Annotated in this window: 14 protein-coding genes; 3 read left to right on the top strand and 11 right to left on the bottom strand. The window is 66.0% G+C overall.

All coding sequences use genetic code 11. From position 1 onward, the window contains the following. Nucleotides 1-27 precede the first annotated feature (27 nt). The 5 genes from VIQ49_RS15405 to VIQ49_RS15385 all read right to left on the bottom strand — a co-directional run bounded on the left by VIQ49_RS15405 (nucleotide 28) and on the right by VIQ49_RS15385 (nucleotide 5,833). Nucleotides 28-1,182, bottom strand: coding sequence for a dipeptide ABC transporter ATP-binding protein (locus tag VIQ49_RS15405; RefSeq protein ID WP_331886108.1), 1,155 nt, complete (start codon nucleotides 1,180-1,182; stop codon nucleotides 28-30). Beyond that, nucleotides 1,175-2,197, bottom strand: coding sequence for an ABC transporter ATP-binding protein (locus VIQ49_RS15400; RefSeq protein WP_331886106.1), 1,023 nt, complete (start codon nucleotides 2,195-2,197; stop codon nucleotides 1,175-1,177). Before VIQ49_RS15400 ends, VIQ49_RS15405 begins: the two co-directional genes overlap by 8 nt. Then, a complete protein-coding gene (locus VIQ49_RS15395; protein ID WP_331886104.1) occupies nucleotides 2,194-3,213 on the bottom strand; it encodes an ABC transporter permease in 1,020 nt (339 codons plus the stop codon). The genes VIQ49_RS15400 and VIQ49_RS15395 overlap by 4 nt, the downstream gene beginning before the upstream one ends. Before the next feature lie 9 nt (nucleotides 3,214-3,222). Beyond that, complete coding sequence (locus VIQ49_RS15390) at nucleotides 3,223-4,149, bottom strand: ABC transporter permease (RefSeq protein WP_110259048.1); 927 nt, start codon at nucleotides 4,147-4,149, stop codon at nucleotides 3,223-3,225. Between the two features lie 91 nt (nucleotides 4,150-4,240). Continuing rightward, nucleotides 4,241-5,833 carry an ABC transporter substrate-binding protein gene (locus VIQ49_RS15385; RefSeq protein WP_331886100.1) on the bottom strand — a complete coding sequence of 531 codons (1,593 nt, stop codon included), beginning with the start codon at nucleotides 5,831-5,833 and terminating at the stop codon, nucleotides 4,241-4,243. Nucleotides 5,834-6,198: 365 nt separating this feature from the next. Between VIQ49_RS15385 and VIQ49_RS15380 the strand changes: the two genes are divergently transcribed. Then, complete coding sequence (locus tag VIQ49_RS15380) at nucleotides 6,199-7,230, top strand: 2-hydroxyacid dehydrogenase (RefSeq protein ID WP_331886148.1); 1,032 nt, start codon at nucleotides 6,199-6,201, stop codon at nucleotides 7,228-7,230. Next, the gene (locus tag VIQ49_RS15375) at nucleotides 7,227-7,622 is read left to right on the top strand and encodes a universal stress protein (RefSeq protein WP_331886098.1); all 396 of its coding nucleotides are present in this window, start codon (nucleotides 7,227-7,229) and stop codon (nucleotides 7,620-7,622) included. The genes VIQ49_RS15380 and VIQ49_RS15375 overlap by 4 nt, the downstream gene beginning before the upstream one ends. Nucleotides 7,623-7,702: 80 nt before the next feature. Here VIQ49_RS15375 and VIQ49_RS15370 read toward each other — a convergent pair whose 3' ends face one another. The 5 genes from VIQ49_RS15370 to VIQ49_RS15350 all read right to left on the bottom strand — a co-directional run bounded on the left by VIQ49_RS15370 (nucleotide 7,703) and on the right by VIQ49_RS15350 (nucleotide 13,662). Further along, the gene (locus VIQ49_RS15370; RefSeq protein WP_331886096.1) at nucleotides 7,703-8,596 is read right to left on the bottom strand and encodes a LysR substrate-binding domain-containing protein; all 894 of its coding nucleotides are present in this window, start codon (nucleotides 8,594-8,596) and stop codon (nucleotides 7,703-7,705) included. Between the two features lie 95 nt (nucleotides 8,597-8,691). Beyond that, complete coding sequence (locus VIQ49_RS15365; RefSeq protein WP_331886094.1) at nucleotides 8,692-9,963, bottom strand: glucarate dehydratase family protein; 1,272 nt, start codon at nucleotides 9,961-9,963, stop codon at nucleotides 8,692-8,694. Then, nucleotides 9,963-10,898: a 5-dehydro-4-deoxyglucarate dehydratase gene (locus VIQ49_RS15360; protein WP_331886092.1), complete on the bottom strand. Its 936-nt coding sequence runs from the start codon at nucleotides 10,896-10,898 to the stop codon at nucleotides 9,963-9,965. The genes VIQ49_RS15365 and VIQ49_RS15360 overlap by 1 nt, the downstream gene beginning before the upstream one ends. A gap of 29 nt (nucleotides 10,899-10,927) precedes the next feature. Further along, nucleotides 10,928-12,526, bottom strand: a complete 1,599-nt coding sequence (locus VIQ49_RS15355; protein ID WP_331886090.1) for an aldehyde dehydrogenase (NADP(+)) — start codon at nucleotides 12,524-12,526, stop codon at nucleotides 10,928-10,930. A 209-nt stretch (nucleotides 12,527-12,735) separates the two neighbouring features. Beyond that, the gene (locus tag VIQ49_RS15350) at nucleotides 12,736-13,662 is read right to left on the bottom strand and encodes an alpha/beta hydrolase (RefSeq protein ID WP_331886088.1); all 927 of its coding nucleotides are present in this window, start codon (nucleotides 13,660-13,662) and stop codon (nucleotides 12,736-12,738) included. A 106-nt stretch (nucleotides 13,663-13,768) separates the two neighbouring features. Between VIQ49_RS15350 and VIQ49_RS15345 the strand changes: the two genes are divergently transcribed. Further along, entirely contained in the window at nucleotides 13,769-14,320 is a 552-nt protein-coding gene (locus VIQ49_RS15345) for a TetR/AcrR family transcriptional regulator (protein ID WP_331886086.1), read from the top strand. Nucleotides 14,321-14,354: 34 nt separating this feature from the next. On the opposite strand, the gene VIQ49_RS15340 is transcribed toward VIQ49_RS15345, so the two are convergent. Beyond that, nucleotides 14,355-15,183 (bottom strand): HNH endonuclease signature motif containing protein (locus VIQ49_RS15340; RefSeq protein WP_331886084.1); only part of this gene is annotated, 829 nt, incomplete at its 5' end.

The following is a 15,183-nucleotide window of genomic DNA, read 5'->3' as shown; positions in this document are numbered from 1 at the left end:
AGCAACTTTCAGACGTCGGGACATTCGTCAGACGTGGGCGGCGGGCATGCCGAGGGAGACCGCGGTGCGCGGATGGAAGCACTCCGCGACATGGGTCGACGACTGCGCCGATTCGCCGAGCGCGGCGCGGATCGATGTGCCCGGCGGTACCCCGACGGCGACGGGAGGCGACGACTGCGCGCACTCGTCGGTCGCGTGCACGCACCGGGTCCGGAACCGGCAACCAGACGGCGGGTTCAGCGGCGACGGCACTTCGCCTTCGAGGATGATGCGGGTCCGGCGCGTGCTGGGATCGAGTGTCGGCGCCGCCGACATGAGCGCCTCGGTGTACGGATGCATCGGGGTGTCGAAAACCCGTTCCGTCGGGCCTGTTTCGACGATCCGGCCCAGATACATCACGGCGACCCGGTCGGCGACATGCCGCACGACCGACAGGTCATGGGAGATGAAGATGTACGAGATGCCCAGCTCCTGCTGCAGCTCGTTGAGCAGGTTGAGCACCTGCGCCTGCACCGACAGGTCCAGCGCCGACACGGGCTCGTCGCAGATCAGCACCGACGGGCGCAGGGCCAGCGCGCGGGCGATACCGAGTCGCTGACGCTGACCGCCGGAGAACTCTTGCGGGGACCGGTGCTCGTCGCTCGGACGCAGTCCCACCAGCTGCAGCAGTTCGCGGACGCGGGCGGCGCGATCACGCTTCGACTTGTACAGCCCCTTGTGGGTGCGCCAGGGCTCGGAGATGATCTCGCCGGCACTCATCCGCGCGTTGAGGGAGGCGTAGGGATCCTGGAACACCATCTGCACCCGTCGGCGCAGTGCGAGCATATCCTTGCTCTTGAGGGCGTAGGGGTCGGTGCCGTCCCAGCTGATCGTGCCGTCGTCGGGACGCTCGAGCATCATCAGGGTTCGCGCGAGAGTGGACTTGCCACAACCGGATTCACCGACCAGCCCCAGCGTCTCCCCGCGCGCGAGATCGAGATCGATTCCATCGAGGGCTCGCAGCTGTGTCTTTCCGTCCTTCCCCGCCGGGACCTTGAACGTCTTCGTGAGGTTCCGGACCTCCAGGACTGCGGGACTCGTGGATTCGGACTTGGTCGATTCAGACCCGGTGGAATCAGACCCGGTGGAATCAGACTTGGTGGAATCAGACTTGGTGGAATCAGACTTGGTGAGTTCAGGCATTGCCGACCTCCTCGGTGAAGTGGCACGCGGCCGCGCGGTCTGTGTCGACCGAGAGCAATGCGGGCCGGGTGCTGACGCAGATGTCCTGGGCAAGTGGGCATCGCGCTTGGTAGACGCAGCCGGACGGAACCGAATGCAGGTCGGGCGGGGTGCCGCCGATGGACTTGAGGTCCTCGCCCCGTTTGACATTGACCGGCACGGATTCGAGCAGCCCCTTGGTGTAGGGATGCTTGGGGTTTGCGAAGACATCCGCAACACGGCCCGTCTCGACGACGTTGCCCGCGTACATGATCGCCACCCGGTCGGCCTGTTCGGCCACGAGCGCCAGGTCGTGGGTGATGAGGATGACGGCCATGTCGAACTCGGTCCGCAGATCGTTCAGCAACGACATGATCTGGGCTTGGACGGTGACGTCGAGCGCGGTGGTCGGCTCGTCGGCGAGCAGCACTTTCGGGCTCAAAGCGACCGCCATCGCGATCAGCAGGCGCTGGCGCATACCACCGGAGAACTGGTGCGGATAGGAGTCGACGCGCGACTCCGGTTCGGGGATGCCCACGTGCTCCATCAGCCGAATGGCTTCGCGCCTGGCATCTCTCGACGACATCTTGCGATGGATACGGAACGGTTCGGCCAGTTGGGTTCCCACGGTGTACACGGGATTGAGTGCGGTGAGGGCGTCCTGGAACACGATGGCGAGCTCGGTGCCTGCGATCTGACGGCGCTTGCGCTTGCTCGCGGTGATCAGGTCCGTGTCGCCGAGGACAACCGAACCGTCGGTGATGTCGGCGATCGGATCGAGCAGGCCCACCAGCGCCTGGGCGGTCATCGACTTGCCACATCCGGATTCGCCCAGCAGCGCCAGGGTTTCGCCGCGGCGGGCGGCAAACGACACGTGATCCACTGCGCGCACCACACCGGTGGGTGTGCGCAGGTCGACGGTGAGGTCGGTGACGTCGAGGGCGATGCGATCGCCTGCGGTGTCGGAATCGGAATCGGCGAGGGCTGGAGCACTCATGCGACTGCCTTTCGTGAGGAGAACATCCGGCGGCGTTTGCGCGGCACGGTCAGACGCCAGCGCTGCCCGGGATCGGTGGCGATCCGGGCCCACGCGGCCAGGACGGTTGCCGACACCGTGGTCACCACGATGGCCAGACCGGGGAAAAACGACAGCCACCACGCGGTCTGCAGGTACGTGCGGCCTTGCGAGACCATCAGGCCCCAGCTGATGTCGGGCGGCTGGATGCCGATGCCCAGGAAGCTCAATGACGATTCGGCGAGCATCACGAAGCAGAAGTCGAGCGTGGCGACCGTCAGCAACGTCGGCAGCAGGATCGGCAGGACGTGCCGGCGGATGATCGATCCGCTGCTGGCGCCGAATGTCCTTGCCGCATCGACGAAGATCCGGCTCTGCAACTCGGCGGATTCGGCGCGGGCGGTACGCAGGTAGATCGGGATGCGGGTGAAGGCCAGCACGAGCACGATGTTGGCGGCACTCGGCGAGAAGACGTAGAGCACCACGACGGCGAGCAGCAGTGACGGGAAGCTCATCATCACATCGGCGATCCGCATCGCAGTGGTCTCACGCCAGCCGCGGTGATACCCGGCCCACATCCCGACGACCGAACCGATCACACAGGAGATCAGGACGGCGGGTAGGGCCACCATCATCGTGGTGCGGCAGGCGACGATCAGTCTGGCCAGCATGCTGCGGCCGAGCGGGTCGGTCCCGAGGACGTTCATCCACCCGGTGTCGAGATTGAACGGTGCCAGGTTCGACTCGTCCAGGTTCTGATCGGTGGCCGCGCCGCCGACCAGCCAGGGCCCGAACGCGGCGACGAGTAATACGAACACGAGGATCGCGGCCGCGACGGTGGCCATCGGGTCCCGCAGGAGCAGACGCCAGAGCGGCATCTTCCCCGAAGGCGCTTTGCCCTTGGCAACGGAATCGCCCGTCAGGTCGGTGGGCGCGACCTGCGAACCGGTCGGGTCGGTGACGTCGGTGGAACTGAGTGGTCCGGTGGCAATCGACATGGTGTTCTCCTAGACCTTGACCTTTTCGCGGACCCGCGCATCGAGCAGCGCGTATCCGACGTCGATGACGACGTTGAGGATGAAGATGCTGACGGCGGTGAGCAGGACCGCGGCCTGCAGGACAGCGAAGTCACGTTGCAGGATCGAATCGATCATCAGCTTGCCGATACCCGGCCAGCCGAAGATGACCTCGACAACCACCGCACCGTTGACCAGCGCGACAGCCAGGTCGCCGGCGACGGTCAGGGCCGGGGCGGCGGCGTTTCGCAGGGCGTGATGTGTGACGACCCGGAAGTCACCGGCGCCCTTGCTGCGTGCGAGTCGTACATACGGCGCCGAGAGGGCCTGCACCATCGCGCCGCGGACCACCTGGGTCAAGACCCCCAGTGGGCGGATCAGCAACGTTGCGATCGGCAGGATCCACGACAGGCTGCTTCCGGTACCCGATGTGGGCAACCAGCCGAACACCACGGCGAAGATCCAGATGCCGGTGATGGCGAACCAGAAGTCGGGGACGCTGGCTGCGGTCATCGACACCAGGGACGAGAAGCGGTCGGCGAGGGAGTTGGGCCGCAGTGCCGCCCAGCAGCCGAGGATCACGGAACCAACGATGGCCAGCAACATCGTGAAGAACGCGAGCTGCAAGGTCGCCGGGAACGCCCGGAGCGCCATGGAGGCAGCGGACTCGCCGGTCCGCAGCGACTCACCGAAGTCCAGGTGCGCCACCCCGGAGAGGTAGTCGCCCATCTGGCCCCAGACCGGCTTGTCCAGCCCATTCTCGGCGGCGAACTCGGCGCGCTGGTCAGGTGTTGCCGACACGGGCAGGTAGAGGTTGGTCGGGTCACCGGTGAGTCGGGCGAGCAGGAAGACTCCGAAGAGCACCACCAGCAGCGGGATGAGGCTGGTGTACATGCGGCGCCTCAGGAATGCGAACATCTCTCACCGCTTTCTCGGATGGGGCGGATGGATCATGACGGGTACTCCCAAAAGAGCTGAAAGAGCGTGGGTGGGCTGGACAAAACGGGTGTCAGTCATTGCCGGACGATTCGGCGTGTGTCATCTCGGCCAGGCGCATCTCGTCACCGGTTGCCGAGTTCGGTTGGTAGGCAACCGATGCGTCCTTGGCCAGCACCGCGTTCATGTGGGCGATGTAGGCGTATTGCCGGATGAGCCGGGGCTCGTCGGCCAGGACACCGGAGAACGCGACCTGACGGGCTTCGCCGATCTGTTCTTCCGCGGCCGCGATCTCGGCGTCGTATTCCGCTGTGCCGTAAGTACTCTGGTACCCATCGCTCAGCAGGTACTGCTCGGCGGTGAACTGGGCGTCACCGGCCTGGTTGCCGTGCTGGATCATCAGCAGTATCGGGCCCTCGTCGGGGAAGGGCCGAATCTGGTAGGCCATCTGGCCCGAGGTGTCCATCATCTCGATCTTCACGTTCAGGCCGGCCTGGTCGAGAGAGTTCTGGATGACCTCGATCGTCTCGTTGATCTTCGGGAACATCCCGGTCCGCCCGATCAGCTTGATCTGCTTGTCCACCGGAACGCCGTCGGCCTTGGCCTCGGCAACAAGTCCTTTGGCTCGATCGAGATCGAACTGGGTGGGCGAGATCTGGTCATTGAAACCGACGATGCTCGGCCCGACGAGTTGTGCCGCCGGATCCCCGAGGCCACGGAACAGGGCTTTGATGATGCCGCCGCGATTGATCGAAAGGTCGATGGCCTCGCGGACACGGTAGTCGTCGAGCGGTGGTTCGTCGGCTTGCATCCGCAGCGCAGTGGTCTCGTTGTTCGGGTAGGAGACACCCAGATCGCCGGCGCCGTCCTCAGGGCCGAGGTAGGTGGCGATTTCCGCTTCGTCGTTGGCCACCATGGCGGCCCGGACACTCCCCTCGGTTCGCCACTGGTAGACCGCCCGGGTGTATTCCGGTGTCGGACCGGCATATTCGGGGTTCAGCGCGAGCGCCAATTTTTGGCCCGGGTCCCAGTAGTCAACCAGGTAGGGGCCGGTTCCGATCGGGATGCGGACCTTGTCGGTGGCGTCGGTGCTGGTCGGGACCATCTCGATGAACGAGATCCGCAGTGGCAGAATCGGATCTGACGTCGGGGTGGTTACGGTCACGGTGGCCGGGTCGATCGCCTCGACGATCAGATCGTCGTCACCGAACACATACCCGTCGACCTCGCACCCGATTGTCGAATTGATGGTGCGATTGATGGAAAACGCAGCGTCCTCGGCGTCGAACATGGTGCCGTCACTGAACTTGACGCCCTCGTGGATGTTGAACGTCCACATGTTCGGAGAAGTCTGCTCCCAGGAGTCGGCCAGCTTCGGCTCCAGATCTCCACTGTCGGGATTGCGCTCCATGAGAGGTTCGGTGATGTTGGACCGGACAACCGGGCCGGTGGCGGTCAACGACGCGTCGCACGGTTCGAGTGTCGGCGGCTCCTGTGGGAGCACGATGCGCAAGGTGTCGGGGTTGGCGGCGTCGGTCTGCGTGGTGTTCGCGACGGAGCAGCCGGTGGCCAACGCGGTGGCGACAACGGTGAGGGCGCTCAGGGCGAGCACCGCACACCTGCTCTGGCGGCGGGAAGCCGGCGGCGTCGGGGCTGCGGCGTGCATGGTTCCTCCGTAGTGAAGATGAATCGCGTCGATCGTCAGACGCTGACCGTTTGTGACGGTAGCCACAACGTAGGAGGGCCCTGAAAGCGCGTCAACAGGCCAAAACGCCTGTAGAGCGCACTTTTCACCCGTGATGGGCATCACTGCTTTGCCAAACCGGTGACGTGAATCATCACAAATATACCGTCTGACCTGCCAGTTTCCGCGGGTGGCCACAACGGCCACGGATCAGCCGCCGGACAATCATGCCGTTTCGGTATCAGTCCATGTTATTTACGAGTTGGACAGGTATTCCTGGCCGGGCCTACCGTGTGATGAGCCCAGTAGAGGACCACGCCGGTTCTCACCTGCCGTCAGGAGATGCGATGGTCAACGCACAAGCTGCCACTGCCGAAGCCGAACCAGCTGCGCCGCAGCCGATCACACGTTCCTCGACGAACGGCAAGGTGTTGCAGGTGGGGCCACTCAAGCCGTCGCTCGCCCGCACGCTGTCCACCGACTACGACGCCCTGCTGCTCCCCGTCGACGAATCCCGCCCAGCCTTCCTGGCCACGCACGGGGACAGCGTCAACGCGGTGGTCACCTCGGGCCGCACCGGCGTCGACGCCGCGCTGATGGCCGACCTGCCCAATCTCGGTGCCATCGTCCACTTCGGGGTCGGCTACGACACCACCGACGTCGAGGTCGCCACACAGAAGGGTGTCGGCGTCAGCAACACACCCGATGTCCTCACCGACTGCGTTGCCGACACCGCGATCGGGCTCCTCATCGACACGTTGCGCGGCTTCTCTGCCGCCGACCGCTTCGTGCGGGCCGGCCGCTGGCCCCGCGAGGGCAATGTCCCGTTGACCCGCAAAGTCAGCGGATCCCGCGTCGGCATCATCGGGCTCGGGCGGATCGGCACCGCCATCGCCGACCGGCTCGCCGGCTTCGGTTGCGACATCGCCTATCACAATCGCCGTGAGATCCCCGGCTCGAGGTACCGCTATGCGACGTCGCCGGCCGACCTCGCGGCGTCCGTCGACATCCTCGTCATCGCGGCGTCGGGCGGCAAGGGGACCCAGCAACTCGTCGACCGATCCGTCCTGAAAGCACTTGGGCCCGAAGGGTTCCTGATCAATGTCGCGCGCGGCAGCGTCGTCGACGAGACGGCACTGGTCGAACTGCTCGGCTCGGGCGGCCTCGCCGGCGCCGGACTCGACGTCTTCGCCGACGAACCGAACGTGCCCGCGGAATTGCTCGACCTCGACAACGTTGTCCTGCTCCCCCACGTCGGCAGCGGCACCACCGCGACCCGCGATGCGATGGAGGCGCTCACCTTGCAGAACCTCGACGAGTTCATCGCCACCGGAACGCTCACCACCGCCGTGGTGCAGCCGAAGGCGGTGCGGTCATGAGCGTTGTGCTCAGTTACGTACCGACCAACGAGGGTCGCGGCGCACTGTCCTTCGGTTTCGCCGAAGCACGGATGCGCGGAACCGATCTGCTTGTCGTCGCCGAGGACAACAGCGCCTCGGCTCCCGAGTTCGAACTCGATCTGGCCGCTGCCCGGCATGCGGCCGACGCCGCCGACGTCGTGGTGAAGGTCGACCCCAATGAGCCCGGCCTCTCCCACTCCGACAACCTCATCGACGCGTCCTATCGCGACGATGTCGAGCTGATCGTGATCGGGCTCCGCCGCCGTTCGCCGGTCGGAAAGCTGTTGACCGGCAGTGCGATGCAGCGTGTGCTGCTCGACGCCCAGTGCCCCGTCACAGCCGTCAAGCCCCCGGTCCGCGCCGCCGTCTAGTCTCCAACCCGAAAGTGGTGGGTCTTGGCGAGCATTTCCCCAGGTCGGCCTCACCAAGACCCACCACTTTCGGATTCGTGCTAGCGCCATTCCCTTTGGGGCAGTACGTCTTCCATGAGTCGGGCGAGTGCCGGATTGGGATTGTCCGGGCGCCAGGCCGCGTTCATCTGGACCGGACGGTCACGCACCGACCTCACCTCTTTGAAAACCACGCCTTCGGGATGCATCGTGGCGGCCGACTCCGGTACCAGCGCCATGCCCAGGCCGGAGCGCACCAGCACCAGCATCGTGTGCACCTGCGTCACATACTGGACGTATCTCGGTGTGGCGCCGACGATCGTGAAGGTGCTGATCAACAGTTCGTGGAAGTAGCGGGCGTCGACCGGTGAGTACATCACGACGGGCCGGTCATCGAAGTCCTCGATCGTCAGATGCTCGGCATCGACGAGTTCGTGGTCGACGGGCAGGGCTGCGATCAGCCGTTCGTGGTGGATGGGCCGACTGGAGATGCCGGGCCGGGTCATGATGGGCCGGACCAGCCCGAGGTCGAGCTCCCCACCCGAGAGCGACTCGATCTGGGCGGACGAAACCATCTCACGCAGAACCAGTTTCACGTCCGGAAGAATCTCCCGTGCCGCGGACAACAGGCGGGGCAGCACGGCATGCGCCGACGCCCCGGTGAATCCGACGATGACGGTACCGAGGTCGCCGGCCGGGACACGCCGCACGGTCAGCACCGCACTCTCGGACAGCCGGACGATACGTCGGGCGTCAGGCAGGAACGCAGCGCCGGCCGCCGTGAGCGTCACCGAGCGACTCGTCCGGTCGACGAGCTGGACACCGAGTTCGTTTTCGAGTTGCTGGATCTGCCGGCTCAGCGGCGGCTGTGTCATGTGCAGACGCTCGGCCGCCCGTCCGAAATGCAGTTCCTCTGCGACAGCGATGAAGCAGGTGAGTCGAGCCAGCGAGAACATTGATCCACTCCCGGTATCGAGAAGCGGGCGCAACTGCACCCTGGTGGATCAATGTACTGTGTCGTGTGCTCGGCCTGGCTCAGACCTGCCCGATTTCACCAGCGCGGGCAGGTGTTTTCGAAGGACGGATCGATGGATTTCATGTAGCCGGTGTCGTCCCGGTCGCGGATCCCGCAGTCGAGGTACTGCTGATGGAGGGCGGCCAGGGCGTCGTCGTCGATCTCGACCCCGAGTCCGGGTGCGGTCGGCACGGGCACTGCTCCGTCGACGATGGAGAGTGCACCGGGTGCGATGACGTCCTCGGTCTTCCACGGCCAGTGGGTGTCGCACGCGTAGGTGAGGTTCGGCGTTGCCGCGGCCAGGTGGACCATCGCGGCCAGACTGATCCCGAGATGCGAGTTGGAGTGCATCGACAACCCCAGGCCGAACGTGTCGCAGATCCCGGCGAGCAAACGGGACCGCTGCAGTCCGCCCCAGTAATGGTGGTCGGAGAGGACCACCGCGACCGAGTTCTGGCGGACCGCGGGTTCGAGGTGATCGAACGCGACCACGCACATGTTGGTGGCCAGCGGCATCTTCGCCTCGGCGGCGACCTCGGCCATGCCCTCGAGTCCGGGTGTCGGATCCTCGAGATATTCGACGATGCCCGCGAGTTCGGACGCCACCTTCACCGAGGTGTCGACGGTCCACGCCGCGTTCGGGTCGAGCCGCAACGGCAGGTCACCGAAGGCCGTCCGCAGTGCCTTGATCGCGGCGATCTCCTGTTCGGGCGGCAGCACGCCGCCCTTGAGCTTGATCGCCTTGAATCCGTATTCGTCGATCATCCGCCGCGCCTGGCGGACCAGGCCGTCGGGATCGAGCGCCTCACCCCACGAATCCGGTTCGGCGCCGGGATGACCGGCCCATTTGTAGAAGAGGTAGGCGCTGAACGGCACCTCGGAGCGGACCGCACCACCGAGCAGATCGGACACCGGCCGGCCGAGCGCTTTGCCCTGCACGTCGAGGCAGGCGACCTCGAACGGCGACAGCACCCGGTCGGTGGTGCTGGCGGTGGTGATCATGCCGGCCACACCGTCCCCGCCGGTGATCGACAACGTGCCGAGCACGGTGTCGATGGCGTCGCGCAGGGAGCCCAGCGCGAACACGTCGATCCCGACGATCGCTTCTGCCGCCGCCTCGAGGCGGGCCAGGTGCGCGGTGTCGGCGTAGGTCTCGCCCAGTCCGACCCACCCGGCGTCGGTGTCGAGCTGGATGATCGCCCGCAGCGCGTAGGGCTGGTGTACACCAACGGTGTTGAGCAGCGGCGGATCGGCGAAGGCCACCGGGGTGATCCGCGCACCGGTGATCAGGATGGGGCCGGCTGACATCAGATCGCCGCCGACGGTTGCAGGGCATCCGCCAGAACCGCGCGCCCGGCCGCGGTGATGGCGATCAGTTCCTGCCCGTGCTCGGGGGTCAGCGCGACGAGCGGCGCGCGCACCGGTCCGGCGTTGATCCCTTCCATGGTGACGCCGAACTTGACCAGGGAGACCGCGTAACCGGGAACCAGGTTGCGCAGACGGACCAGTGGGTGGAAGAAGTTGCGCAACAAGGCTTCCGCGAGTTCATCGTTGCCGGACTCGAGCGCGTTGTAGAACGCCAGAGCGATCTCGGGCGCGAACGCGAACGTTGCCGACGAGTACAGGGTGACGCCGATGGCGCGGTACGCCTGCTGGGTGATCTCCGCGGTCGGCAGCCCGTTGAAGAACAGGAAGTCCTTCCCCGACGGCGCGAGAGCGTCCTTGACCGCGATGACGATGCGGGCCACGTTGTCGAGATCACCGGTGCCGTCTTTGAATCCGATGACGGTGGGCAGTTGGGCCACCGCCACTGCGCTGGCCTCGTCGTAGACCGCGGTGCCGCGGTTGTAGACGATGAGCGGGAGGTCGGTGGTGGCCGCCACCGCACGGGTGTACTCGACAAGACCGGCCGGCGGCATCGTGACGAGGTACGGCGGCAGGAGCAGGATGCCGTCGGCGCCGGCGGCCTTGGCGCTCGCGGCGAACTCCTTGGCCTGAACCAGGGAGCCACCGGCGCCCGCGAAAACGGGAACCCGACCGGCGACGACGTCGACTGCGGTCGCGACGATCCGGCCGAACTCCTCGAGGCCGAGGGCATGGAATTCCCCTGTGCCACAGGCGATGAACACGCCACCCGGTCCGGCCGCGACACCCTTTTCGAGGTGTTCGGCGAGGTTCGCATAGTCCACCTCATCGGACTCGGTGAACGGGGTGACGGGAAAGAACAGGACTCCGTCGAGCATGGGATTGTCTCCTTGTGTGGGAATGGGTGTCAGTCTTGGATGAGTCGGCCGTCGATGCGGCGCCAGAGGTTGTCGGGGTTGCCGTCGGCGATGGCCGGGGGCAGGAGTGCGGCCGGGACATCCTGATAGGCCACGGGACGCAGGAACCGTTCGATGGCGAGTGATCCGACCGATGTACTGCGGGCGTCGGACGTCGACGGATACGGTCCGCCGTGGACCATCGCGTGACCGACCTCGACCCCGGTTGGCCAGCCGTCGAACAGGATTCGGCCGACCTTGAGTTCGAGGACACCGAGCAGTCGGCCCGCGTCGTCGAGATCGGCATCATCGGCGTGGACGGTGGCGGTCAGCTGACCTTCGAGTGCGGAGGCGACGTGGCGGACCTGCTGCGCATCGGCGCACCGCACGATCAGACTCGCCGAGCCGAATACCTCTTGCTGCAACACATCCGACGCGAGGAACGTCTCGGCGTCGGTGCTGAACACCGCGGCGCCGCAGGTGTTGGGTGCATCGGTGGCCGCGGCCCGGGCCTCGACCGTCGATGCATTCGCCAGCGCCTGGACACCTTCGGAGTACGAGTTGGCGATGTTGGGGGTGAGCATCGGGGTCGGGCTGCTCGCGGCGACCGCGGCTCCGGCCGCCTCGACGAACGCGTCGAGACCAGGGCCGTCGACGGCGATGACCAGACCCGGATTGGTGCAGAACTGGCCCGATCCCAGGGTCAGCGAACCGACAAAGGCCTTGCCCAGCTCAGCACCACGGGTGGACAATGCCTCGCCGAGGATGAAGACGGGATTGATCGAGCTCATCTCGGCGTAAACCGGGATGGGCTCGGGCCGGGACGCGGCCGCGGCAACAAGAGCGGTTCCGCCCGAGCGTGATCCGGTGAATCCGACCGCCTTGATCCGGGGATCGGTGACAAGCCGGGTTCCCAATCCGGGGCCGGATCCGTACAACAGCGAGAAGGTGCCGGCCGGCATCCCGGAGCGACTGATCGCATCGGTGATCGCACGTCCGACCAGTTCAGAGGTTCCGGGGTGGGCGTCGTGCGCCTTCACCACCACCGGGCAGCCCGCCGCCAGAGCCGAGGCGGTGTCGCCGCCGGCCACCGAGAACGCGAGCGGAAAGTTGCTGGCGCCGAACACCGCAACGGGGCCGAGGGGCACCTTGCGCTGCCGGATGTCGGCGCGGGGCAGTGGGGTGCGGTCGGGTTGCGCCGGATCGATGCGCGCACCGTTCCAGCCGCCGTCGCGGAGCACTCCGGCAAAGAGGCGCAGCTGGCCGGCGGTACGGCCGACCTCTCCGGTGATCCGGCCCTGCGGCAGGCCCGATTCCGCGCAGGCCCGGTTGATCAGCGTTTCGCCGAGTCCTTCGATGTTCTCCGCGATCAATTCGAGGAATGCGGCCCGCACCTCCGACGACGTGGAGCGGTACGCGTCGAACGCTGCTGCGGCCGCGGCGCAGGCGGCCTCGACGTCGTCTTCGCTGCCATGCGCGTACCCGGGCTCGAGCGCGGTGTCGGTCGACGGGTCCAGACCGCGCACAACCGTGCCGGCGCCGGTCACGAATCGACCCGCGATGATCATCTGGCCGGTCAGCGCGTCGATCCGGTCAACCGTTGCTGTCATGTCGATTCCTTGCCTCGTGGGGTTCGTTCGCGCCCGTCGCTGCGGGGGACGTGGACAACCCGGGTCACACCTGGGGCTTCGTCAAGGCGTGACCCGGGTCATACAGCGACCGTAGGACGGCTATTGATTCCTGTCCAAGTCAAATATCGCCACGTTCGATAGCCAGGTTGTATCGACGCATGTCGGCCGCCTACCTGCGGAGATCTGGTCTACCCCACCAGTGCATCAAAGACAGACCGGGCAGTCGTCTCGAGTTGTGCCAGACCGGGTTCCTCCACCGGGTAGTGCCCGCAGTTCTCCAGCCTCACCACCCGGGTCGGTCCGGCGATGCGTGCGGAGAATCTCTCGCTGACCTCAGGTGGGGTCCACCGGTCGGCACCGGGATGTACCAGCGTCAACGCCGGACCGCGGTAGTGATCGGGCGGCGTGTGCTCGAACGTGAACCAGTCGGCCAGGAATCCCAGTGGCACCCGGCCTCCGCCACCCAGCGGATCGGTGGCACACAACTTCGCCAACCCGGAGTTGTTGCTCATCGCAGACATCGGCGTCAACCAGCGAATGGGCACCCGCACATCTCCGGCGATGCGGGACAGCGCCGGCAGGGTCCGGGGTGCGAAGCGTCCCAGAACCGACCAGCGGGCGGCGTTCTCACGCGCCGACCGGTCACCGGGATCGAGCAGACAGGTGGCCATCACGGCATCGACAACCCCTGTCCGGGTGGCGGTCTCATAGGCCAGGAGCCCACCCATACTGGCGCCGAACAGGATCAGCGGGCGCGGGTCCGCGGCCTTTTCCGCGATCACCAGATCACACAGCAGGTCCACCCAATCGCGGTAGCGAACCGCCGACCGGTCTGGGCATAGGGTTCTGCCGTACAGAGGCAGGTCCGGCACCATCACCTCCACATCCTCGGCGGCGGCAACGCCGGCCAGCGGCCAGAGTGCTCCCGCGTGCCCTCCGGCTCCATGGACGATCAGAGCCCGGACCGATGCCTCGGGAGCGATCGCACGGGCCACATGAACGCGATGATCGCGCCACGCCCACCAGGTTGGCGTCGGCGGGCGCATCGACAGACGACGTTCGGAGGGCAGGAAACTCGCGTACCGTTCGACCTCGGTATATTCGATCTCGTTCATACACTCGAGCCTCGACGACGGGGGCAGTCGTGACAACTCGCTTTTGGTCCTCATGAGCAGCGGGAGCAGGGCCCGGAAGAAGCCAGTTCAAGACCGGTCCCGGTTCATGGTCGACACGATCCTGGAATCGGCTACTCGCGTTTTCGACGACGAGGGCATCACCGGCACCACCAACCGCATCGCCGAACTGGCCGGGATCTCCATCGGTTCGCTGTACCAGTACTTCCCGAACAAGGAGTCGATCCTGGCGCAGCTTGCCCTGCAACACCTCCGGACATCGGAGGCTGCGCTGATCGAGCTGCTCGATCGTTTCGACGCCGGGTGTCCGAGCCGCGAGGCGATGGCCGCGGAGATCGTCGAGACCGTTGTGGAACTCAACGGGCACCATCCCCGAGCACATGCTGCGATGCGTGAGCACGCACCGCGCACCAAGGAGCTGACTGCGGAGTACACCGCATTCACCGAAGTTGTTGTCCACCGGATCATCCCGCACCTGATCCGAACCGGCACACCACCCTCGGATGCACCGTTGCGGGCGCGGTTGCTGATCGCATCGGTCGACGGCCAAGTCCACCAGTTGATCGGCGACACATCAACTGCGGCGGAACGGGCGGCGCTCACTGCGGCCATCACCGCCGGCCTACTGCCACATCCGTAGACGAGGCACATCCGTAGACAAGCGACCCGGGGAGTCAGGCGGCGTTGTAGGTGGCTTTCTTCCAGCCGAAGTCGACTGCATAGACCGGTGCGAGCGATGTTTCGTGCTTGTTGTCGAACACTTCTCGGGCACGTGCCTGGAACCACTCGGCATCGGCCCTGCTGTCGGGGTTCCACATGTCCGGATCGGTGAAGTATTTCTCCGGGAAATGAGCGTTGTTGGGCAGCAGCGGATCCAACGTCCCGCGTTGACGCCACCCGACCCGGCCATGCCAGCCCGGTGGACCGGTGCCGGCGTTGATGATCTCGGTGATCCACCCGGTCTCACCATCATGAATCTGCGCGTGATCGGGATCGCACACCAATGTCAGCACCGTGATGTCGGTGCGACCGCCCTTGGAATACTCCCGTATGTGGTGCACCGCGCATTCGGTGGCCGGTGCATCACAGCCCGGCCGTGAACAACCGCGTTCGGCAGCGATCAACGCCAGTCGCTGATCGGCGGTCGCCAACCGTTCTTCCCGCCCCAGATGCAGTGGGCGATGCTTGTCGTCGAGTAACGCCAAAAACTTGCGGCTCACACCCGCGAGCTTCAACGCATCCTGGACCGAGACCACCCCACCCGACGCCGTGGTCGCCAACCCGGCTTCGGCCTCGAGTTCAGCGAGCGTCATCGTCACGATCACCTGGGCCGGCAACCCGCGATGACGGCCGAGTGTGCCTTGCCCCACCGCCATCTCCATCAACCGTGTGAACGCATCATGGTTGCGCTGCCCCGGACTGCGGGTGTCGCGCTGGGCAGCGGCCCGCAGTGTGTCTTTGTCGGCTGTATCGGCGTTGCCGGACGGTGAGTCCGGGTCATTC

Origin of the sequence: Williamsia sp. (genome assembly GCF_036566845.1) — a bacterium.
Classification (GTDB): Bacteria; Actinomycetota; Actinomycetes; order Mycobacteriales; family Mycobacteriaceae; genus Williamsia.
This window is presented reverse-complemented; position numbering and strand designations above follow the sequence as displayed.